At 45.2% G+C, this 21,732-nt stretch carries 18 protein-coding genes; 12 read left to right on the top strand and 6 right to left on the bottom strand.

Features of this window, described 5'->3' with window-relative positions; all coding sequences use genetic code 11:
• Nucleotides 1-288 precede the first annotated feature (288 nt).
• The 7 genes from pstS (at nucleotide 289) to RTN07_RS02925 (ending at nucleotide 8,636) form a co-directional block, all read left to right on the top strand.
• Nucleotides 289-1,449 (top strand): phosphate ABC transporter substrate-binding protein PstS, encoded by a 1,161-nt coding sequence (gene pstS, locus RTN07_RS02955; RefSeq protein WP_312175597.1) that lies wholly within the window; start codon nucleotides 289-291, stop codon nucleotides 1,447-1,449.
• A 136-nt stretch (nucleotides 1,450-1,585) separates the two neighbouring features.
• A complete protein-coding gene (gene pstC, locus RTN07_RS02950; protein WP_036593090.1) occupies nucleotides 1,586-2,536 on the top strand; it encodes a phosphate ABC transporter permease subunit PstC in 951 nt (316 codons plus the stop codon).
• A gap of 17 nt (nucleotides 2,537-2,553) precedes the next feature.
• Nucleotides 2,554-3,423 (top strand): phosphate ABC transporter permease PstA, encoded by an 870-nt coding sequence (pstA, locus tag RTN07_RS02945; RefSeq protein WP_050324752.1) that lies wholly within the window; start codon nucleotides 2,554-2,556, stop codon nucleotides 3,421-3,423.
• A 61-nt stretch (nucleotides 3,424-3,484) separates the two neighbouring features.
• Nucleotides 3,485-4,240: a phosphate ABC transporter ATP-binding protein PstB gene (gene pstB, locus RTN07_RS02940; RefSeq protein WP_312175594.1), complete on the top strand. Its 756-nt coding sequence runs from the start codon at nucleotides 3,485-3,487 to the stop codon at nucleotides 4,238-4,240.
• Between the two features lie 204 nt (nucleotides 4,241-4,444).
• The gene (gene efeO, locus RTN07_RS02935) at nucleotides 4,445-5,329 is read left to right on the top strand and encodes an iron uptake system protein EfeO (protein WP_312175591.1); all 885 of its coding nucleotides are present in this window, start codon (nucleotides 4,445-4,447) and stop codon (nucleotides 5,327-5,329) included.
• Nucleotides 5,330-5,408: 79 nt separating this feature from the next.
• Nucleotides 5,409-6,749, top strand: coding sequence for an iron uptake transporter deferrochelatase/peroxidase subunit (gene efeB, locus RTN07_RS02930; RefSeq protein WP_312175588.1), 1,341 nt, complete (start codon nucleotides 5,409-5,411; stop codon nucleotides 6,747-6,749).
• A 90-nt stretch (nucleotides 6,750-6,839) separates the two neighbouring features.
• On the top strand, nucleotides 6,840-8,636 hold the full coding sequence (locus tag RTN07_RS02925) for an FTR1 family iron permease (RefSeq protein WP_312175586.1): 1,797 nt from the start codon (nucleotides 6,840-6,842) through the stop codon (nucleotides 8,634-8,636).
• Nucleotides 8,637-8,777: 141 nt separating this feature from the next.
• On the opposite strand, the gene rsfS is transcribed toward RTN07_RS02925, so the two are convergent.
• The 4 genes from rsfS to RTN07_RS02905 form a co-directional block, all read right to left on the bottom strand.
• Nucleotides 8,778-9,179: a ribosome silencing factor gene (gene rsfS / locus RTN07_RS02920; RefSeq protein WP_050324756.1), complete on the bottom strand. Its 402-nt coding sequence runs from the start codon at nucleotides 9,177-9,179 to the stop codon at nucleotides 8,778-8,780.
• A gap of 144 nt (nucleotides 9,180-9,323) precedes the next feature.
• Nucleotides 9,324-10,076, bottom strand: a complete 753-nt coding sequence (nadD, locus tag RTN07_RS02915; protein ID WP_312175584.1) for a nicotinate (nicotinamide) nucleotide adenylyltransferase — start codon at nucleotides 10,074-10,076, stop codon at nucleotides 9,324-9,326.
• Between the two features lie 291 nt (nucleotides 10,077-10,367).
• Nucleotides 10,368-12,527 carry a phosphate acetyltransferase gene (gene pta, locus RTN07_RS02910; protein WP_312175582.1) on the bottom strand — a complete coding sequence of 720 codons (2,160 nt, stop codon included), beginning with the start codon at nucleotides 12,525-12,527 and terminating at the stop codon, nucleotides 10,368-10,370.
• A gap of 64 nt (nucleotides 12,528-12,591) precedes the next feature.
• Nucleotides 12,592-13,767: an acetate/propionate family kinase gene (locus tag RTN07_RS02905; protein WP_076773988.1), complete on the bottom strand. Its 1,176-nt coding sequence runs from the start codon at nucleotides 13,765-13,767 to the stop codon at nucleotides 12,592-12,594.
• A gap of 337 nt (nucleotides 13,768-14,104) precedes the next feature.
• On the opposite strand from RTN07_RS02905, the gene lptM reads away from it, so the two are divergent.
• From lptM to RTN07_RS02885, 4 genes are all read left to right on the top strand, one after another.
• Complete coding sequence (gene lptM / locus RTN07_RS02900) at nucleotides 14,105-14,416, top strand: LPS translocon maturation chaperone LptM (RefSeq protein ID WP_312175580.1); 312 nt, start codon at nucleotides 14,105-14,107, stop codon at nucleotides 14,414-14,416.
• Entirely contained in the window at nucleotides 14,406-15,713 is a 1,308-nt protein-coding gene (gene lysA / locus RTN07_RS02895) for a diaminopimelate decarboxylase (RefSeq protein WP_409455533.1), read from the top strand. Before lptM ends, lysA begins: the two co-directional genes overlap by 11 nt.
• A gap of 226 nt (nucleotides 15,714-15,939) precedes the next feature.
• Entirely contained in the window at nucleotides 15,940-16,872 is a 933-nt protein-coding gene (dapF, locus tag RTN07_RS02890; RefSeq protein ID WP_096489232.1) for a diaminopimelate epimerase, read from the top strand.
• A 24-nt stretch (nucleotides 16,873-16,896) separates the two neighbouring features.
• Complete coding sequence (locus tag RTN07_RS02885; protein WP_312175576.1) at nucleotides 16,897-17,931, top strand: tyrosine recombinase XerC; 1,035 nt, start codon at nucleotides 16,897-16,899, stop codon at nucleotides 17,929-17,931.
• Between the two features lie 105 nt (nucleotides 17,932-18,036).
• Here RTN07_RS02885 and RTN07_RS02880 read toward each other — a convergent pair whose 3' ends face one another.
• Together RTN07_RS02880 and RTN07_RS02875 are read right to left on the bottom strand one after the other, a co-directional pair.
• Entirely contained in the window at nucleotides 18,037-18,495 is a 459-nt protein-coding gene (locus RTN07_RS02880) for a cyclic nucleotide-binding domain-containing protein (RefSeq protein WP_219299023.1), read from the bottom strand.
• Between the two features lie 17 nt (nucleotides 18,496-18,512).
• Entirely contained in the window at nucleotides 18,513-19,526 is a 1,014-nt protein-coding gene (locus RTN07_RS02875; protein WP_312175571.1) for a nitrilase-related carbon-nitrogen hydrolase, read from the bottom strand.
• A gap of 243 nt (nucleotides 19,527-19,769) precedes the next feature.
• Between RTN07_RS02875 and RTN07_RS02870 the strand changes: the two genes are divergently transcribed.
• Entirely contained in the window at nucleotides 19,770-21,569 is a 1,800-nt protein-coding gene (locus RTN07_RS02870) for an RNA polymerase factor sigma-54 (protein WP_312175568.1), read from the top strand.
• Nucleotides 21,570-21,732: the final 163 nt, after the last annotated feature.

Raw genomic sequence — 21,732 nt, 5'->3', positions numbered from 1 at the left:
TAGATAAGTGAGTTAAATGTACTTATCTACTCTACTTATAACGTGCGCAATCGGTCAGTCATCAAATTGTCATGATACTGTCACATTTCTTTGTAATCATATACACAATTTTTATACAAACCGAATTATGGTTATTATCATGACAGTTAAATCGGTCAGCATTGAGCTATATCAGCTTTGAGCTATCCTAGTGAAAATAACCAAAAAAGTTAAATCGTACCGTTGGTGACATTTATTTCATTCAGGCAGTTTCATTGTAAACTCAAAAAACGTTTTTAGGAGCTATCCATGCGTTATTCATTATTAAGTATTGTCGTAGCATCAACGTTAGCATTAACCGCTTGTGGCAACAAACAAGCAGACAATCAAGCCGCGGGTGCCTCAGCAACGTCAAGCACTTCTACTACAGGCGCGGCAGGTAGCGACAAAAACGCCGTATTTACCATCACAGGTGCAGGCGCATCTTTCCCACAACCTATCTATGCTAAATGGGCAGGTGAGTTCAAAAACGCCACTGGCGGTCAAGTAAATTACCAATCAATCGGTTCATCAGGTGGTATCAAACAAATCCAAGCCAATACCGTTGACTTTGGTGCGTCGGATGCGCCTTTAAGCAAAGAAGAGTTGGATAAAAGCGGTTTAATCCAGTTTCCAACCGTTATCGGTGGGGTTGTACCGGTTGTTAATATCGATGGCATTGCACCCGGTCAATTAAAACTAGACGGTGCCACCCTTGCCAATATCTACTTGGGTAAAATCACTAAATGGAATGACCCAGCGATTACCGCATTAAACGCAGGCGTGACACTACCAGATGCGCCAATCACGACGATTTTCCGTTCTGACGGTTCAGGTACAACCTTTAACTTTGCAAGCTACTTAGCGGCTGTATCACCAGAATGGAAAGCAGGTCCAGGTGTAGACAAATCAATTAAATGGCCAACCGCTGCGACAGGTGCAGGTGGTAAAGGTAACGAAGGCGTGGCAAGTAACGTCGCTCGTGCCAAAAACTCAATCGGTTATGTTGAGTACGCTTACGCAAAACAAAACAAAATGGCTTACACTCAGTTGAAAAATGCGGCGGGCAACTTTGTACAACCATCCGCTGAAAGCTTTGCCGCTGCGGGTAATGCAGATTGGAAAGGTACACCAGGCTTTAACATTGTATTGACTAACCAAGCAGACCCAAATGCCTGGCCAATCTCTGCGGCAACCTTCATCTTAGTCCATACTAAACCCACCAACCCAGAAAACGTCAAAAATACCCTTAAATTCTTTGACTGGGCGTATTCAAGTGGTGATGAGCTAGCAAAATCATTGGACTTTGTACCATTCTCAGCAGAAAGCAAAGCTATCTTCCGTGAAGAGTGGAAAAAAGTTGTAGGGGCTGATGGTAAACCACTGTTTACCTCAGATGCTGCCACAGCAACTGCTTCAGCTGCAAAATAATCTAATGATGATTAACAGTTAACAGGGTTATGCATGTCAAACGATACGTAGAGCAATAAACAAGTTAATGCTCTACGTTTTTTTTCAAATTTCTAGAATTAGTAAACTAAAACTATTTTTTGATGGCTGGGTTCTTATGTCGGATTTACACGCAAAACTCGCAAAGCAAAAACAATTAGACTGGTTGTTTGTCAACGCGACTCGTCTTTTTGCGTTTATCGTGCTGTTGTTGTTAGGTGGTATCTTAATCTCACTATTTCTTGGCGCATTGCCAAGTATGAAGGCGTTTGGCATTAACTTTTATACCAGTAAAGACTGGGATACAGGGATGGATGTATACGGCGCACTCGCACCAATCTATGGTACGTTGGTGACTTCTGTCATTGCCATTTTGATTGCGGTGCCGGTAAGTTTTGGTATTGCCATGTTTTTGACCGAGCTTTGCCCAAATTTTTTAAAACGTCCTTTAGGGATTGCCATTGAGTTGTTAGCGGGTATCCCTTCAATTATTTATGGTATGTGGGGATTTTTCGTATTTGCACCTTGGTTTTCAGAACATATCCAGCCCTGGCTGATTGACCATTTGGGTGATGTGCCTTATGTGGGTCGTTTATTCCAAGGTGCGCCGATGGGTATTGGTCTGTTCACTGCAAGTTTGATTTTGGCTGTCATGATTATCCCGTTTATTGCATCGGTCATGCGTGACGTTTTCTCCATTACGCCAAAGATGCTCAAAGAATCTGCTTATGGTTTGGGTTCAACCACTTGGGAAGTGATGCGATACGTGGTGTTGCCTTATACCAAAGCCGGGGTGATGGGCGGTATCATTTTGGGATTGGGTCGCGCATTGGGTGAAACGATGGCAGTCACCTTTGTTATTGGTAACGCTTATAACGTCAGTCCAAGTTTGTTCCAGTCAGGGGTGTCAATCACTTCGGCATTGGCAAATGAATTTGCAGAGTCTGAAGGCTTGCACCAATCATCGCTACTACATTTAGGTTTCTTACTATTTATCATTACCTTTATTGTACTGGTGATTTCAAAATTGATGCTCAGTCGTATGGATAAAAATGCGGGTACGAAATAAGGACGCTGGGGAATACTATGACTACTATCAACATGAATCGTAACAATGCCATTTACAAACGCCGCCGTCTAAGCAATGCTTTAGGACTGGTATTTGCCGGTTTGTCCATTGTATTTGGCTTGACCTTCTTAGGCTTAATTTTATTCAAATTGTTTTTATCAGGCTCGCATGCGTTATTGACCATGCCTATTTTTACTCAAGACACCCCATCGCCAAACGAAATCGGTGGTCTTCGCAATGCGATTATCGGCTCAATCATGGTGACAGGATTGGGGCTTGTAGTCGGCACACCGATTGGTGTCATGGCAGGTATTTATCTTGCCGAATTTGCCGAAAACAGCTGGCTTGGTAAAGTCACCCGTTTTATGAACGACATTTTGCTATCAGCACCATCGATTGTGATTGGTTTATTTATTTTTGCTTTGATGGTACAAGGTCGTAACTTCTCAGGTTGGGCAGGTGCAATGGCTTTAGCGCTCTTGGTTATTCCTGTGGTGGTACGTACCACTGAAAATATGCTGCGTCTAATCCCCAATACATTGCGTGAAGCGGCTTATGCGTTAGGGACGCCAAAATGGAAACTGGTAACATCGGTTACTTTACGTGCTGCCAAAACTGGGGTATTAACAGGTATCTTACTGGCATTTGCGCGTATCTCGGGTGAGACCGCGCCGTTACTATTTACCGCGCTCAATAACCAATTCTTTAGTACCGATATGGGTCAACCCATTGCCAACTTACCAAACGTGATTTATCAATACGCCAGCCAGCCATACCCTATTTCAAACCAATTGGCTTGGGCAGGTGCGTTACTTATCACTCTGGCAGTATTAACGTTGAATATTTTGGCACGTGCGCTCAGTGGTAAAGAGCAATCATCACATTGATGATCAATAGAAGATTAGAGCTATTTGCTAGTATCAAACAAATTTTATTAAGGTATTCATCATGACCGCAAAAATGCAAATTCGTAATTTAGATTTTTATTACGGTAAATTTTTAGCCCTTAAAAATATCAACATCGATATCGCTGACAAAAAAGTCACCGCGTTTATCGGACCTTCAGGCTGTGGTAAATCAACGTTACTGCGTACCTTTAACCGCATGTATGACCTCTACCCAGGCATGAGTGCCACGGGCGAAATCAACCTAGATGGACAAAACATCTTGGATAAATCGGTGGACGTCAACTTGCTGCGTGCTCGCGTGGGTATGGTATTCCAAAAACCAACGCCATTTCCAATGTCAATCTATGACAACGTGGCATTCGGTGTGCGTCTGTACGAAAGCTTAAGCCGCGCTGAGCTAGACGAGCGCGTTGAATGGGCGCTCAAAAAATCGGCACTGTGGAATGAAGTCAAAGATAAACTTAAAGCATCGGGTCTGTCATTGTCCGGTGGTCAGCAGCAGCGTCTGTGTATCGCCCGCGGTGTGGCAACCCGTCCTGAAGTATTGCTACTAGATGAACCCACCTCGGCACTTGACCCTATTTCAACAGGCTCAATTGAAGATTTGATTTCAGACCTAAAAAATGATTACACCATCGCCATCGTCACTCACAACATGCAGCAAGCGGCACGGGTGTCTGACTATACCGCGTTTATGTACTTGGGCGAAATGATGGAAATGGGGGAGACTGATAAAATGTTCACAAACCCAGACCGTAAAGAAACTGAAGAATACATCACGGGTAAATTCGGCTAGGTTATTTTGTTATTAGGCGATCTGCGCGTCATTTAGTCAATCACAATACCTCGCTACTTTGCTGCTGCGGGGTATTTTTTTGCCTAAACTTCTAAGCTCAATCAGAGCAAAATAAATATTGATAACGATTCTCATTTACCCTATAATTCGCCAATTGTCATTATTTTTTTATTTTTTATCACTTTTTACTTTTAAGGATGTTTTATGTTGAGCCGTACTTTTACCTTATCAATATTACCTCTAGCGATATCTGCATTACTATTGACGGCTTGCCAAAAAACCGAACAAAAAACCGACGTAGCACCTGCTGCAAGTGCAACGACTAACGCTTCTGCAGTCACAGCGTCGGCGCAGAGCTCAGTTGATTTGAGTAAAGAAACGGCGGAATACAAAGCTTGGGTACAAACCCAAATTGATAGCTTGCTCGCCGATACCCAAAAATTTGTCGCACTGCTCGAAGCGGGTAAATTAGAAGAGGCGAAGGCGTTATACCCAAAAGTACGCATGTATTATGAGCGCTCAGAGCCGATTGCTGAAAGTTTTGGCGACCTTGACCCACGTATCGACAACCGTGAAGCCGACCTTGAGCCCAATGAAGTATGGACAGGGTTCCATGCGATTGAAAAAATCTTGTGGACACAAAATACCACCAAAGGCACTGAAAAACTGGGTAAACAACTGATTGCAGATGTCAAAGAATTGCACGCCAAAATTCCAACGGCAGAGGTCACAGGCGACTTGATGGTACAAGGTTCAGTAGATTTGCTCAATGAAGTATCAACAAGCAAAATCACCGGCGAAGAAGAAATTTTCTCGCACACAGACTTGTATGATTTTAAAGCCAATATTGAAGGCGCCGAGAAAATATTTGCCATTTTAAAACCAAAAATCCAAGCCAAAAACCCAGCGTTAGTCACTGAGCTTGAGCAAAAATTTGGCGCAGTCAACCAACTACTTGCCAAGCACCAAGTCGGGCAACAAGATTATAAATCCTATAAAGAGCTAACCCCTGCAGATACCAAAGCGCTAGCTGAGGCGGTGAATAAACTTGGTGAACCCTTAGCGCAGATGGGCATTGTATTGCAATAAGTCAAAGGTGAAGCAAAAAATTGCTTCACTTGACGGTTTTAGGGTGGCATAAAAAGGTCAGTACGGTGTTAGAGGCAGTATGAAACATAGTAAATTAGATAAGCAAGCGCAAGAAACAGGGGTGGGATTAAAAACGTCAAATCGTCGCAGTTTTTTACGCCAATTTGGTGCGCTCAGTGTCGCAGGCGCAGGTTTAGCCGTGTCGGCCTGTCAGCAAAAACCAAGCGAAAACTTACCTAACTTGCAAGCTTTAGATGGCAATCAGTCCAAAGATAGCGATAAAAACGAAAATCCTAAACATGCTGGTAGTGATGCCAATACTACCAAAAATAGTTTTGCCGATGTCAAATATGATTTTTATGGCGAACACCAAGCAGGCATTACCACGCCGTCACAGCGTAATATTTATTTTTTGGTGATGGATTTACATACCGACAAGCTCGACGATGTCAAACAGATGTTCAAAGACTGGACAACCTATGCGGCCAATTTGACGCAAGGTAAAAACATCAAAGCGTATGAAAAAAACCCGTTTGTGCCCCCGACCGACACAGGCGAAGCAGACAGCATGGGCGCGTACGGATTGACGTTGACCTTTGGTATTAGCCCAAGTTTTCTCAAAAAAATGGGACTTGCCCATAAGCAGCCCAAAGAATTCCAAGACTTACCCAAGTTCCCACGCGATCAATTACGAGAAAACTTGACGGGCGGTGATATCTGTATTCAAGCCTGCGCCGAAGATGCCCAAGTGGCATTCCATGCGGTACGGCAACTGGTTCGCCAAGCCCGTTCTAATATCACCATGCGTTGGAGTCAGTCAGGTTTTGTTGGGTTTGATACCGGCAACCATACGCCCCGTAATTTATTCGGTTTTAAAGACGGCACTGCCAACCAAAGCACCATCAAAGCTGCGGACAAAAACTTATGGGCGGACGCGCCTGATTGGATGAAAGGCGGCACTTATTTGGTCACCCGTGTCATCCAAATGCATCTTGAAACTTGGGATCGCACCTCACTTAAAGGTCAAGAAGACACCTTTGGTCGACATCGTGATAGCGGTGCGGCGATTGGACAAAAAGGTGAATTTGACACCTTTGATGTGCACGCCAAAGACGCGCAGGGTAAAGCAGTGATACCTGAAATTTCCCACATGGGACTGGCAAAACGCACAGGCGTGGAGATGCTACGCCGTTCGTATTCTTACAGTAGCGGCATTAACCCAGCCACTGGGCAGTTTGATTCAGGGCTGCTGTTTATTTCATTCCAAAAATCGCCCGAGCAATTTATCATCATCCAAAATGCCCTAGGTCGTCTTGATAAAATGAATGAATACACCACCCACATTGGCAGTGGGCTATTTGCTTGCTTTGGTGGTATTCCGCAAGGTGGCTATATTGGGCAAGCATTATTTGAAGCTTAGGGTTCAAATGCAACATCCATCACTTAAAATAGACGGTTAAAAATACACGCTTAAAAGTAGACGGTTAAATAGACGGTTAAAAAGTTACTCATGATAAATATCATCCAAAAAACCTTGCTAAGTTTTGGTCTAGCAAGTTCGCTGCTCATCACCAGTCAAGGCTTACAAGCGCAGCAACCAACGCCTGCAAGCGCCCAGATAGCGACGCAAGCCAGTCAACCAGCCAGCAAAAAGCTGAATTTAAGCCCTATTTTTATCAACCTATCAGACGCGATGGCGGCAATTAAAGCCAATGATATCCCAAAAGCCAAGGACACCCTTGCGCAAATTCAAACAGCCTTTGATGCCATAGATGCAACGGCAAAAAATTCCACGCTTGGGCAACAAACAAGCCAAGCGATTGGGCAAGCCATCAGCAACCCCACAGAAGCCAATTTATCAGCCGTGTCAAATGCGTTATATGCCTTTGAAAAAGAACAAAATCCTGTAGATTACAGCGCGAAGCGAAAAGAGTTTGCCAAAAAAATGGTACCGGCGTATGACAATCTTAATCAAGTCATACAACGGGCAGCAGCGACAGATGTCGAAGCGTTACGGGCGGCTTACAACGAGTTTAATGCAATTTGGCTAGGTAATGAGCGGGTCGTACGCAATACCAGTATGGGGCACTACGGCAAAATCGAAACATCCATGGCGCTGATGCGAGTGGCAATTGAAACCCAACCCATCAATATGGCGCAAATCAAAACCCAATCTGCCGCCCTAAAAGATGCCATTGACAGTTATAACAAGGGTGACGTAGCTGCTGTACAAACCACACAAACTGTCACCTTGGCGGATAGTATCCAGTTACTGCGCGATGGTTTACAGGCGTTTAAAACAAACGATGCAGCGACTGGTCAAGCCAAGTTAGGCGAGTTTATTAGTATTTGGCCAATGGTGGAAGGCGATGTCAGCACGCGTAACCCCAGTTTATATAATCGGGTGGAAAGTCAAATCCCGCTAGCCATGGCGAAGGGGCAAGACCCTAAACAGCAGCAAACACTGCAATCGATTATCAATGAATTGGCGGCAATCAATCCAACAGCCCAATATACCGCGGTTGACTCGATGCTGATATTGCTTCGAGAAGGGTTGGAAGCCTTATTGATTGTCATCTCGCTGTTATCGGCTTTAACCGCTGCCAAACAAGTCAAAGCCAAAAAATGGGTGTATGCTGGCGTGGCTTTTGGCTTACTTGCCAGTATCGCAGGCGCGATGGCATTACAGCTATTATTCCCTGCAGTGACTTCTGCCGCCAATCGTGAGATGTTTGAAGGGGTGATAGGCATCGTTGCGGTCATTATGATGATTGGCATTGGCGCGTGGCTGCATAGCAAATCATCCGTCCAATCATGGAACGCTTATATCAAGCGTCATATGGGACAAGCCATGACGGCAGGCAGTTTTGCGTCGTTATTTGGATTGAGCTTTTTATCCGTGTTTCGAGAAGGCGCAGAGACCATATTGTTTTACGTCGGTATATTACCCAATATCAGCATGAGTAATTTTTTAACCGGGATTGGTTTGGCGCTCGTAGCACTGGCAGCAGTGGCTTGGGTGATGCTAAGAACCTCGGTCAAATTACCGATTCCACAGTTATTTAAACTATTAACTTGGGTGATTTACTTACTGGGCTTTAAGATTTTAGGCGTTAGTTTGCACGCGCTGCAATTGACAGGGTATCTACCGATGACCGCCATGAGCGGCTTGCCAGCGATTGAATGGCTAGGATTTTACCCAACACTACAGACATTTTTGGCACAAATCGGCTATATTATTATCCTTATCGGTATCAATCTTTGGATGAAAAACCATCAACGTCAGCAAACGGCTGCATTGGCATAACCTTTAATCAAAGATAATTAACGCCATAAAAAAATGGGTAAAACTTATTTACCCATTTGGTTGTAGCGTCTAGTTTATAACGCATAGTTCGCATAGCATAGTTTATATAATAGTGTAGTCTAAACTAAGCTATAGACTACACTACGCCGTTTTTTCCATACGCTCGCGCTGCGATTGACCTTGCCATAAGCCTTCTAGGTCATAAAACGTGCGTGCTTGTGGCATCATCACATGCACCACCACAGCGCCCAAATCAATCAAGGTCCAATCACTGGTGCCTTGACCTTCCACACCAATCGGATTAAATCCTGCTTGCTTCGCTTTCATCGCGACATGGTCGGCAACCGCTTTAAGGTGGCGGGTAGATGTCCCTTCGGCAATCACGATACGCTCCATGACTTCAGTCATATCAGCAACATCGAGTACGGTAATGTTTTTGGCTTTTAAATCATCCAAGGCATCTTGAACGATGTCAAGGCAGGTTGTTAACTGTTGGTGGGCAGGGTGTTGATTGACTAAACTAGCAAATTGGGTATCGGTCATAAATGCGTGGGTTCCATGGATTGGGTCATAATGATTGGGTTATAAGGGTAGCTTAAAATAGGATCATGACAATCCTAAAAAAAGTGCGCTATTTTAACAAAAATCTAACGCACAGGTTATCAAAAAATGTAAATCAATATCAGGCTAAACGTCTGGGGCATATAACTGATGCTCAACAATATACCGATAAACTTGACTCGGTAAACTTAGCCGCGCTTGCTGTCGTTGCCGAGCTTCTACGCTGTATAGCCAAGCTCTGATATCACGACTGGCGATATCAGGCACGACAAACTTATCAATATAAATATGGTTAGTGGTTTGATTTATCAAGTCTTTTGGCGAATGAATGATAAAAGGCACTAGCCGATTATCAATATTTATACTAGGGGGTTTATCCGTATTCGCTAAAGCATTTTGGTTCAAATTTTTATTTAAATTGTGGCTTAAATTGTCGCTAGGGGCACCCAACGCAGGACGGGGTAGCACCCATAGATTGGTCAGCGAAAGTAGCTCAAAGCCGCGATACCACCTATCAAGTTGTTCAACACTGTCTTGCCCAAGGACAAAAATCAGTAGGTCATTGGGGTAACGCTGTTTAAACTCACTCAAGGTATGAAAGCTATACACAGGTGGCTGACACTGCAGCTCAGTCTCATCAATCGATAAAAAAGGAAAATCGTCAATCGCAAGCGCAAGCATCTCAAGGCGCTGCTGGTTGGAGGTTGGCTGGGTTTTTAAGGGCGAACCTGCGGTAGGCAATAATTTGGCGATGATATCAACATTGGGGAAGGCGCGCATGAGCTCATGGTACACATGCGTAATCATCTGTAAATGCGCCAAATGTACCGGATCAAATGAGCCACCCAACCACACACGAATACAGCGAGGCATTGTCATAACCACACGCCCAACACAAGTTTAGGGTAAAGAAAACTAACATCCTTCATCATCATTGACGCATCTTACGGCTAGTTTGGCGGTTTATTGGTTGGTAAATTGCGCACAAAAATCACTTTGTGCGGAATTTTACCATAAAGCAATTTTTGGGCATAACAGATTGTGGCGCACTAACTTAGTGGTGGAACAGTAGCCTTGCATTGCATTTAAGCTGATATCCTGTGTGACAGGCAATGGCGATAGACAACAAAAAGGTGAGTGTCAAACTCACCTTTTTTTAAATATAAACGCTTAAAACTCACCGCTATCGGCTTGAACGGCTGTGAGCGCAATGGTATAGACAATATCTTCAACTAAGGCGCCACGCGACAAGTCATTCACAGGCTTGTTGAGACCTTGGAGCATAGGACCGACGCTCACCACGTTGGCAGAGCGCTGCACCGCTTTATAGGTGGTATTGCCAGTGTTCAAATCTGGGAAGATAAACACATTGGCTTGACCTGCCACCAGCGAGTTTGGCGCTTTGGACTTTGCCACGCTTGCGACACTGGCTGCGTCATATTGTAACGGACCGTCAATGAGTAAACCAGCCATGCCCATCTCAGCCGCTTTAGCTTTGGCGATTTCGGTGGCTTGACGCACTTTATCCACGTCTGCGCCTTCACCTGATGACCCTGTCGAGTAACTAATCATGGCAACTTTGGGTTCGATACCAAACGCTTTGGCGGATTGGGCGGATTGTAAGGCGATTTCAGCCAGCTGCTCTGCGGTAGGGTCTGGGTTGATGGCACAGTCACCATACACCACGACTTGCTCAGGCAGTAGCATAAAGAAAATCGACGATACCAGCGAGTACTGCGGCGCTGTCTTAATTAACTGAAACGCCGGGCGGACGGTATTGGCGGTGGTATGTACAGCGCCAGATACCAGACCATCGACTTCACCCAAGTGCAGCATCATCGTACCCAGCACGACAGTGTCTTTGAGCTGTTCATGGGCTTGTAGTTCATCGAGTTTGCCTTTACGGCGCTCAACCATGGGTTTGACGTACTTGTCAATCAAATTCTCTGGGTCAAGAATCTGCAGGCCTTCAGGTAGGGTGAGCCCCAAGTTCTTGGCAACCTCTTCGACCTCACTGCGTTTGGCAAGTAAGATACAATGGGCAATACCACGATTTTGACAGATGACCGCCGCTTCAACGGTACGGGGCTCAGTGCCTTCAGGCAGTACGATGGTTTTTTTGGCAGTTTGGGCTTTTTTGACCAAGGTATGACGAAAAGCCGAAGGGGAGAGTTTGCGGTTGTTGTTGCCTTGACTAAAAGTGGTTTTGATCCAGTCCAAATCCAAATGCGCGGCGACAAAATCGGTGACTTCACAAGCGCGAGTGGTATCGTCGGCGGGGATTTCATGGCTGATGTGGTTAAGTTTGGTAACGGTATCAAAGCTGTCAGTGTCAACCAGCATCACAGGAATCCCCGTTTTTAGCGCGGGGCGACACAGATTGATAATTTTTTGGTTCGGCACGATACCGCCTGTCAGAATAAGACCTGCTAGCGGCACACCATTCATGGTGCTAAGCGCAGTTGCCAAAATTAAATCATCACGGTCGCCTGCCGTCACCAGTAAGTTGCCACGGGTGAAAGAATCTTCAATATTGGCAACGGTACGCGCAACCAGTAAGGTATTGAGCACACGGCGGTTTTTGGCGTCACCTTCATTGAGCCATTTGGCATCAAGTTCACGAGCCACATCCCAGGTACGGGGTACACTTAAGGTATTGCTAAAAGGTACTACCCCAATCAAGCGAAATTTATCAGAGTCAAAATAAGGGGAGTGGGATTTAATCGCCTGTAACTGCTCAGCTGCCAAATCAACTTTGGCTTTACCAGGGGCGACGGGTGCTTCGTCATAGTGGTTGTCCACGTTTTTGACGCGCATCAAAATCGTGCCTAGCGTACGCTCGCTTGCCATACCGCCAAAATCACGGGCAAAAATATCTAGCTTGTCTACCAAACTATCAGGGTTTGCAATATCGCCACTACTGACCAAGATGACTTTGGCATCTAGCGCGTTGACGATGGCTAAATTCACCAATTCCGCATAACTTGAATCATTGTCGGCAGCCAGACCTTCACAGACGATAACGTCATATTGCTCAGCCAATGCTTGGTGTTTGGCAACCACTTCTTCCATCAAATCATCTAACTGACCATCCCCAATCACACGCTCTAAGCGGCTACGATCAATGGAGGGTGGCGGGTTTAAGTTAAAGGCATGTTTTGCAAGCACGCTTGAGCTGTCATCACTCTCATGATTGGCGGTGGTATTTTGGCTAAAGGGTTTTAAAAATCCTGCTTTTAGCCCGATATAATCGAGTGCACGGATAAAACCCAAACAAGCTGAGGTCAAGCCAATGCCGCTACTGGTAGGCACAAATAAAATAGTTTGCATGATAGTTCCTATTTGTTATTTTATTCAAACTAAAAACCCTGATGAGGCATCAGGGTGAGAGGGTTTATAAACCTAAGACTTCTTTGGTTTCTTTGGCGATTTGGTATTCTTCATCGGTCGGAATCACCCACAATTGCAGTTGGCTGTCGGCTTGGTGGAAACTGCCTTCTACGCCACGAGAGAGCTCGGCATTTTTGTCAAGGTTCGCTTTGATGCCAAAATGCGGCAAGTTCTGTAAGATTTTTTGGCGAATTGAGGCGCTGTTTTCACCGATACCGCCGGTAAATACCAAGCCAGTGAAGGTCGGTAATGCACAGCTGAGAGAGGCGATATAACGGGCTGCCTTATAACAGAAAATTTCGATGGCAAGTTTGGCATCTTCGTTGCCTTCGTTGGCGGCTTGCTCGACCGTGCGCATGTCGCTTGAGATACCTGAAATGCCGAGCAACCCGCTTTGTTTATTTAAAATCGTATCAATTTGGTCAAGGCTATAGCCCAAAATACGGTGTAAATGAATATGCAAACTTGGGTCGACATCACCACTGCGCGTACCCATGACCACACCTTCAAGCGGGGTCAGACCCATGCTGGTGTCCAAACTTTTGCCATCATACACGGCGGTTAACGAGCAACCATTGCCCAAATGCACGGTAATCCAACCATTGGCTTGGTGATGAGGGGCTAGGCTGTCAGCGCGGTGGCTGACATAGGCGTGCGAGCTACCATGAAAACCATAGCGACGGATATAATGCTCATTGTACAAATCTTTTGGAATGGCATAGCGGTAGGCTTTGGCGGGCATGGTTTGGTGAAAGGCGGTATCAAACACGACCACTTGCGGCAAATCTGGGTAGATTTTTTCCACCGCCTCAATACCTAAGGCATGGGCAGGGTTGTGCAGGGGCGCCAATACTTTTAGCCGTTTGACTTCCGCCAAGACATGGTCGTTGACTTTTTCAGCATGAGAAAATTCACGTCCGCCATGCACCACACGGTGACCCACGGCAACGGGTTTGTAAGCGGCTAATAAACCTAATATTTTTTGCAGCGCCCATTGGTGATTAGCGCCTGCCAAAGAGATTTCGACTTTTTCCCCATTGAGGTCGGTGTGTTTGATACGTGCCGTATCTAAGCCCAAGTTTTCCGCAAGACCGGCAACGCGCTCGCTGCTGTCATTGCTTAATAACGCGTATTTGATTGACGAAGACCCACAATTAAGTACTAAGATCGGATTTTGCATGGCTGTTCCTTTAGACAAGATCTTGTGCATTCCTTGCAACAAGCCCCTTCCTAACTGGATTAAATTTTAAGCTATCCTTGTCTTAAGTAATTTATTGTAGATTAAAAAAAATGTATTGTGGTAATTTTTTGCCAAATTTTTGTTGTCATCACTATAGCAAAAAAGCATACCACAACAATGAGGGTGTCAACAAAATGAAAAATTAACAAAAATCATCCATTTAATGCTCATCTTTAGTAAGGTGAGATAATTGCTTATAAAACGCAAAAACAGCTACAATAACCCCATCGCAAATTTTATTTTTACACTTATTTTATTCTTAAAATTAAGGGCATTCATGCAAATTTCAAAACTATCCCCAACAATGACCGTGCTGACGGTGATGTTGGCAACCCATGTGCTGACAGGATGTGGGCAAAAAGGGGCATTGTACCTACCGAGCAACCATAGCCAACAAGTAGTCGATGCTGCCGCCAAACCCACTAGCACCACTGCCAATGCCTCTGATACCAAAGTTGATGTCAACACCCAAGACCCCAACGTCATGATCGACAATAACGCAACATCAGCGCCGCAATCAGCGCCTCACTCAGCGACTACGCCATCTGTGCCATCTGTGCCATCGGTTGGAGATAAAAATGATTACTAATGATGCAGCCCCAAGCTTAGCAATCGACCCGACCGAACACGTCAAGTCAAGCAACTGTCTGAGTTATGATGGCACTGCCTTGATGATGGATGGCGTCAGTCTTGCAGATATCGCAAAGACCTTCGGTACACCGACCTATGTGTATAGTCAGCAGGCGATTTTGGCAGCCTATAAAGCTTATGATGATAGTTTTGCTGAGATTGACCATCAGATTTGTTATGCGGTAAAAGCCAATAGTAACCTTGCGGTATTAAACGAACTTGCCAAAGCAGGGGCAGGGTTTGATATTGTTACAGGGGGCGAGCTTGCGCGGGTTTTGGCTGCGGGCGGTGACCCCAAAAAAATCGTATTTTCAGGACTTGGCAAAACCGTCGACGATATCGGCACTGCCCTTGAAGTAGGGATTGCTTGCTTTAATGTCGAGTCAGAAGCTGAGCTGTACCGCATCAATGCAGTGGCAGGCAAACTACAGCAGCAAGCGCCAATTTCGCTACGCGTCAATCCCAACGTCGACGCGCAAACCCATCCGTATATCTCTACAGGGCTCAAAGAAAATAAATTCGGCATTACCCATGAAGATGCGCCCCGTATCTACCAAATTGCCCATGACTTACCGCACCTAAAAGTTGTCGGTATTGATTGCCATATTGGCTCGCAGTTGACCCGAGTTCAGCCTTTTATGGATGCATTGGATAAAGTCATTGAGATGATTCACGCACTTGCCAAGCAAGGTATTGCGCTTGAGCATATTGATTTGGGCGGTGGCTTGGGTGTGCAGTATATTGACGAAGACGTTGCAAGTATTCAACAATTTGCGCAGTTACTGTTACCAAAACTGAAAACTTTAGGCTTAACCCTCTATTTAGAGCCAGGTCGTAGTATCGTTGCCAATGCAGGTGTATTATTGACCCGCGTGGATATTTTAAAACCTACCGAACACAAAAATTTTGCCATTGTCGATGCCGCGATGAATGATTTGATTCGTCCGGCACTTTATCAGTCAGAGATGGCGGTCATCCCCACACAGTTGAACTCACCCGTTGAACCCAAAGTATGGGATATGGTCGGGGCGATTTGTGAGACTGGCGATTTTTTGGCAAAAAACCGTGTGTTGGCATTGGCTGACAATGATATTCTAGCCATCACAGGCGCAGGGGCGTATGGGTTTGTGATGTCGAGCAATTACAATAGCCGCCCCCGTGCTTGTGAAGTTTTAGTCAAAGATGGTCACGCCCATGTCATTCGCGAGCGTGAAACGGTTGAGAGTCTTTGGCAAAATGAAAAATTAATAGATTAAATCTATCCTGTCAGGTTTGCTGGCAACGCTAAGCCTTATTTATTCCTCTGAGCCCAAAACCTTAGCAACTGAAACCAAAACCTTAGCAACTGAAGCCAAAACCTTAGCAGCCAAGCCCAAATTTGCTTGACTTGCTAAGGTTTTTTTGTTCCCCAATTACCTTATAAAAAATCAGCTATCATGATAAGATAGCGTGCATAAATCAAAATAATTTTAAGGAATAACAATGTTAATTGAATTTACCAAAATGCATGGACTGGGGAATGACTTTATGGTCATTGACCTAGTCACACAGCGGCTTCACTTGACCAAAGAGTTGGTAGCGTTGTTAGGGGATAGACACTTAGGCATTGGCTTTGACCAGTTGCTGATTGTTGAGCCGCCAAGCCGCCCTGATGTCGATTTTCGCTATCGTATTTTTAACAAAGATGGCAGTGAAGTGCAGCAATGCGGCAATGGCGCTAGATGTTTTGCCCGCTTTGTGCAGGCGCGTAAATTGTCATTTAAACAACGTATTCGAGTAGAAACCGCCAGCGGTATTATCACCCTTAGCACCGATGATTATGGCTGGGTAAAAGTGGATATGGGTAAACCAAAATTTGAGCCTGATGAGATTCCTTTTACCCCCAAAACCATTACTAAAGTTCAAAACTCATATCGGCTCAATGTGGATGGTACGCCTGTGACACTCTATGTCGCCAATATGGGCAATCCCCATGCCGTCATCAAAGTGGATGATGTGTTGACCGCCGAGGTGGAAAAACTCGGTAAAGCCATTGAGAGCCACCCTGCATTTCCGGAGCGCGTCAATGTCGGGTTTATGCAGGTGATGAATAATCGCCATATCAGGCTACGCGTCTATGAGCGCGGTGTCGGCGAAACGCAAGCTTGTGGTACGGGCGCGTGTGCTGCCGTTGCCACAGGGGTGCGTGAAGGCTGGCTAGATGAAGGCGTGGATATTCGAGCCCAGTTGTATGGGGGCAGTTTGGTGATTCGTTGGCAAGAAGGCTATCCTGTGTATATGACCGGTCCTGCGACCTTTGTATACGAAGGGGTGTTTAGTCCTGAGGGTTTGATGGCAGGTGCGGGGCTGAAATTTGCGCCGGCACAATCAAGTGAGGAACATCGCTCAGACGAGGGACATCCTTACCATGAATAGCACCCAACCTCGCTAACCGACACTATGCCAACTAGCCGTAGCCTAAGTCAAGGCAAAAATAGTCAAGGGAAAAAGCGCAGCCGTGTAGGCAAATCAGCAAACGATGATTTGCCTACCCACTTAACGCCGCATGAGGCAGAAACTGTGCTCAATACCAATGACCAAGCTTTGGTAGATCGCTGGCTTGCTGAGCTAAGCAGTAAGCGTTATAGCGCAGCAACTATCAAAAGCTACCGCCAAGCGCTACAGCCTTTTTTGGCATATTGCTATGAGCAACATACCGCGCTTTGTCACATCACCCGTCAGCAGTTGTCAGATTTCCTAATTCAACGATTGGATGTCGATAAAATATCCAAATCCAGTAGTCAATATGAACTGACCGTGTTGCGTCAACTTTATAAATGGTTGATTGCTCAGCAGCTGATGACACTAAATCCCACCACAACCATACGTCTTAAACGCGCCCCGAGACCCTTGCCCACGTTACTTGATATCGATGTATTATCCCAGTTATTAGACCAAGCTGCGCCAGAAGATAGCCATGAAGCGCGGTTATGGATGCGCGATAAAGCCATGCTAGAATTACTATATGGCAGTGGTTTACGAGTCGGCGAGCTCGTGGGACTTAATATGTCTGATATCGACAAATCACAGCGGCTGTTGCGAGTACTGGGTAAAGGCGGAAAAACGCGCATCGTACCGATTGGCGAAAAAGCCTGGCAGGCACTCATCAACTATTTGCCGCATCGCTCGCTATGGGTGGAAGAGCAAGACCCTGCGGTATTTGTCAGTGAGCGTTATGGGACGCGTATCTCAACACGCACCGTGCAGCTGCGTATCAAGCTACAGGCCAAACGTGCCGGTATCGCACAAGATTTATACCCACATCTACTTAGACACTGTTTTGCGTCACATATTTTAAGTGATAGTGGTGATTTGCGTGGCGTTCAAGAACTGCTAGGACACAGTGATATCAGTACCACACAGATTTATACCCATTTGGATTTTGGGCATTTATCGCAAGTGTATGACAAAGCGCATCCACGCTCACGGCGATAGCTCACGACGATAACAGGCAGGTTAAACAGCAACTTAAGCCTGAAAAAAATATTAAACCTAGCCACCTTAAGCTTAGCGACCTTAACCACATTAACCTTAACCATATTAAACATTAACCGCGTGCGTCAAATGCTCAGAAGTACGGCGAAGATTAAGACTCAAGATAATCGCTAATCCACGCAGCATCTCAACACCGATACGAGGATAATCTGATAAAATTCGCTCAAAGTCGGCTCGTGACAAGGTGACAAGCGCACACAGGCTGGCGGCTTTAATGGTGGCGGAGCGAGATAGCAAATCTAACAGCGCCATTTCACCGGTACTTTCGCCCGCCCGAATCTCCCCGACTTTAATTTCTGCCCCTGAAGGGCTGTATTTAATGACTGATAGCTCCCCAATCAGCAAAAACGCCATAAAATCGCCATGCTCGCCTTCCGTAAATAATACTTCTTGCGGACTCAACTGTCTAAAATGCAATGAGTTTTCGACCACTTGAAACATATAAGGATCAAGACGACTAAAAATTGGGCTATTCTTTAAATATTCAAAAAGTGGATTATCCATTTTTCGCTTAAGGGTCGTTAGGTATTATTTGCTATGATAGTCAATTTTTGACATTCGAGCAACGCAATATTCTGCCGAATTATTTGCTGCGCATCCGCATCAAAGTCGGCCAAAATCACGGTCGGGGCTTGCTGTAATAGGGTTGTTTTATTAGTATTTTGCTCAGCAGTTTGGTCAAGCTCTGGGCGACCATCTGACTTAGGCAGCCAGCTTGCTGCTTTGGCGGATAAAGGTAGATCATCCAGATTGTTAGTGATATCAAAATCTCGGGTTACTGCATCGATTGTTTGTGTCAAAACGCTCTCACCATGACTGCTGATAAATTCACTATGCCCCCAAGTGCTGCGAACGTTGCTAGGCGCTGAGGGATTGACCACATGGTCACCCGTCTGACCTGCGCCAATGACCATGCACTGGCTATCGAGCGCCCTTGCGGTGAGTAGGGCGTGCCAATGTGCTTTACCTGTTTGGTAAGTAAACGCCGAAGGCGCGGTGAGTATATCTGCGCCTAGTTCGCGTAGTTTGACCGCAAGGGTGGGGAAACGAATATCAAAACATACCATCATGCCAATTTTGCCAAACTCGGTATCCGCCACAATGAGCTCATTACCGGCTTCGAAGGTTCTACCTTCATCATAGTTGCCTGTGCTATCATTGACGGTGGCTTTGAACAAATGAATTTTGTCATAGCGCGCTAAGCAGTCGCCAGCAGGGTCAAATAATAGTGAGCTTTGCCGAAGTTTGCCGTCAGCGACAGGCGTACCGTCAGGTCGATACGGGCAGGGCAAGGTTCCTGCCAGTAGATACACACCATAGTGGCGGGCAGCCTGTGCCGACCAAGCTTTCAAGGCATCAAAATATTGACTGGCAAAACCCTGTTTGCCAAAACAAAAAGCGTTTTCTGGCAAAATCACCATGCACGTGCCGCGTTCACTGGCAATTTTAATACCTAATTCAATAGATTGAAGATTTGCTAAGATATCGGTCTGGCTATTGAGTTCAACAATCGCAAATTTTGTCAGTTTTGTCATGGTGTGATTTCGTAAGCAAAAAATTTAGGGAGTTTGTGGGTGCTGCAGCTAAGTAAAGTTAAGCTAATCACAGTTAAGCTAAGTACAGATAATTAATATACGGCTGAATGTCAAAAAATACTAGCATATCTTGTTGAAACAATACTAAACTAGCAACCTAGCAGAGCATGAACACACCATAGACACACCATAGACACACCATCTAAACTAACCTCACTAGAATAAGGCTTAAAAAAACGCGTTATGAAAATTGGTATTGGGGCAAAGCTAACGACGGGGATGACACTCACCCCGCAAATGCAGCAGGCAATTCGCTTGCTGCAATTATCGAGTCTTGAACTTGAACAAGAAGTGCAGCTTAAACTCGATAGCAACCCCATGCTTGAGCGTGAAGAAGAGTGGGAGACGTCTTATGAAGACGCTGATAACCTACCTGATGGCGAAAACTATCCAGAACACGATACAAATGACGACTATGACTATGACTATGACGAAGATGACTATAAAGTAGAAGGTGTCGAGTTGTCTGAAGCTGATTTTGATGATTATACCCGTCATGAAACTGAGGTGTTGGAAGATTATCTAGCATCGGATGATTTTTATGCTGCTTCTGCTAGCCAAGATTATCCCGAGCACAGTGAACCCTCGGCAGTGCATGAGTATGCCAGTCATAGCCCAAGTGATAGTTACAGCGACAGTTATGATGACAAGCATAGGGACAGTGATGCAGACAGCGATTATCGCTATGATGAGGAATATGGCTTAGACGGGATAGATAGTAGCGAGCATCTTAGCAGCCAGCAAGTCGACATGCCGGTGGATGCACAGTGGGATGATATTTATAGCTATGAATCTTCGGCAGCCACGGGCATTGATAGCGAAGACAGTCAGGATGATTATAAGCTTGCTACGCAAGGAAATATTCAAGATTATGTCCGTTGGCAACTGAATTTAAGACGGCTCTCCACCATTGATATGCTGATGGCGGAGTATCTGATTGATAGCATGGATGAGCGCGGTTTTATCACGCTATCGAATGATGAGCTATTTCAAAGTTTTGATACCATGTTGTCATTTTATCAAGTTGAAAACGTGGACTTGGCGCTAGAAGACATTGAGCTTGTGGTTAAGCAAATACAAAACTGCGAGCCACTGGGCGTTGGTGCGAGAAATTTGGCAGAATGCTTGCTGATTCAGCTCAACAAATTGCCGAGTGATACCCCCTCTTGGCAAGCAGCCAAGCAAATTTTGATGCATTCAGAATTTTTTGCCAACAATAACATCAATGCCCTGCTTAAATCATCCAATCTTGACGTCTCTGAGATTCAGCCTGCGCTCGCCTTATTGCGCACATTAAACCCCAATCCTGCACTGTCTTATGAAAAATCACAGCGCCAGCTTGATAATGGCATTGAAAGCTACGACATTCCTGATGTTATTGTGGTGCAGCGAGGACAGCATTGGGAAGTCAGCCTAAACCCAGAGACTTTGCCAAAACTGCGTATTAACCAAGTGTATGCCAAGCTTGTCAGCCGCAATGACAACAGCGAGCAAGGCGTTTATCTAAAAGAGCAGCTGTATGATGCGCGGCTGTTTATCCGTAGTATCGAAGAGCGTAATCAAAATCTACTAAAAGTTGCAACCTGTATCGTCAAGCGTCAGCAGGCTTTTTTTGAGCAAGGCGTCATGGCAATGCAGCCGATGGTACTCAAAGATGTGGCAGATGAAGTGGGCTTGCATGAGTCAACCGTTTCTCGTATCACTACCAGCAAAACCATCGTTACCCCCAAAGGGCTATTTAGCCTAAAATATTTCTTTTCCAGTCAAGTCAGTAGTGATGAAGGTGAGGGCGTTTCTTCAACCGCTATCAGTGCGATGATCAAGCAAATGATTGAGTCAGAAGACCCCAAAAAACCGCTATCTGATAGTAGTATTATGAAGCATTTGCAAGGTAAAGGTATTGATATTGCCCGTCGTACCGTGACCAAATACCGAGAAGGTATGAACATCGGTTCTTCTACGCAGCGTAAAGTGCGGTTTTGACCGCAATGTTGTGATTAGAGGGTCAGTCAAAATCTTTTCTAGCTGAATTCTCAAATTTAACTAAGCCGTCAAATATAACTAAATTTTCAAATATAACTCAGCTTTTAAATTTAACTGAATTTTCAAATTTAACTCAACGCTCGAACTGTTAACAAATCTCTTG

This window comes from Moraxella sp. CTOTU46934 (assembly GCF_031979465.1).
Lineage (GTDB): Bacteria > Pseudomonadota > Gammaproteobacteria > Pseudomonadales > Moraxellaceae > Faucicola > Faucicola tetraodonis.
The sequence above is the reverse complement of the archived record's forward strand: the minus strand, read 5'-3'. Positions and strand labels throughout refer to the sequence as shown.

Excerpts from the sequence above, each read along its gene's own strand:
- pstS (WP_312175597.1), top strand. The coding sequence starts at position 289 with ATGCGTTATTCATTATTAAGTATTGTCGTAGCATCAACGTTAGCATTA.
- pstC (WP_036593090.1), top strand. The coding sequence starts at position 1,586 with ATGTCGGATTTACACGCAAAACTCGCAAAGCAAAAACAATTAGACTGG.
- pstA (WP_050324752.1), top strand. The coding sequence starts at position 2,554 with ATGACTACTATCAACATGAATCGTAACAATGCCATTTACAAACGCCGC.
- pstB (WP_312175594.1), top strand. The coding sequence starts at position 3,485 with ATGACCGCAAAAATGCAAATTCGTAATTTAGATTTTTATTACGGTAAA.
- efeO (WP_312175591.1), top strand. The coding sequence starts at position 4,445 with ATGTTGAGCCGTACTTTTACCTTATCAATATTACCTCTAGCGATATCT.
- efeB (WP_312175588.1), top strand. The coding sequence starts at position 5,409 with ATGAAACATAGTAAATTAGATAAGCAAGCGCAAGAAACAGGGGTGGGA.
- RTN07_RS02925 (WP_312175586.1), top strand. The coding sequence starts at position 6,840 with ATGATAAATATCATCCAAAAAACCTTGCTAAGTTTTGGTCTAGCAAGT.
- rsfS (WP_050324756.1), bottom strand. The coding sequence starts at position 9,179 with ATGACCGATACCCAATTTGCTAGTTTAGTCAATCAACACCCTGCCCAC.
- nadD (WP_312175584.1), bottom strand. The coding sequence starts at position 10,076 with ATGACAATGCCTCGCTGTATTCGTGTGTGGTTGGGTGGCTCATTTGAT.
- pta (WP_312175582.1), bottom strand. The coding sequence starts at position 12,527 with ATGCAAACTATTTTATTTGTGCCTACCAGTAGCGGCATTGGCTTGACC.
- RTN07_RS02905 (WP_076773988.1), bottom strand. The coding sequence starts at position 13,767 with ATGCAAAATCCGATCTTAGTACTTAATTGTGGGTCTTCGTCAATCAAA.
- lptM (WP_312175580.1), top strand. The coding sequence starts at position 14,105 with ATGCAAATTTCAAAACTATCCCCAACAATGACCGTGCTGACGGTGATG.
- lysA (WP_409455533.1), top strand. The coding sequence starts at position 14,406 with ATGATTACTAATGATGCAGCCCCAAGCTTAGCAATCGACCCGACCGAA.
- dapF (WP_096489232.1), top strand. The coding sequence starts at position 15,940 with ATGTTAATTGAATTTACCAAAATGCATGGACTGGGGAATGACTTTATG.
- RTN07_RS02885 (WP_312175576.1), top strand. The coding sequence starts at position 16,897 with ATGCCAACTAGCCGTAGCCTAAGTCAAGGCAAAAATAGTCAAGGGAAA.
- RTN07_RS02880 (WP_219299023.1), bottom strand. The coding sequence starts at position 18,495 with ATGGATAATCCACTTTTTGAATATTTAAAGAATAGCCCAATTTTTAGT.
- RTN07_RS02875 (WP_312175571.1), bottom strand. The coding sequence starts at position 19,526 with ATGACAAAACTGACAAAATTTGCGATTGTTGAACTCAATAGCCAGACC.
- RTN07_RS02870 (WP_312175568.1), top strand. The coding sequence starts at position 19,770 with ATGAAAATTGGTATTGGGGCAAAGCTAACGACGGGGATGACACTCACC.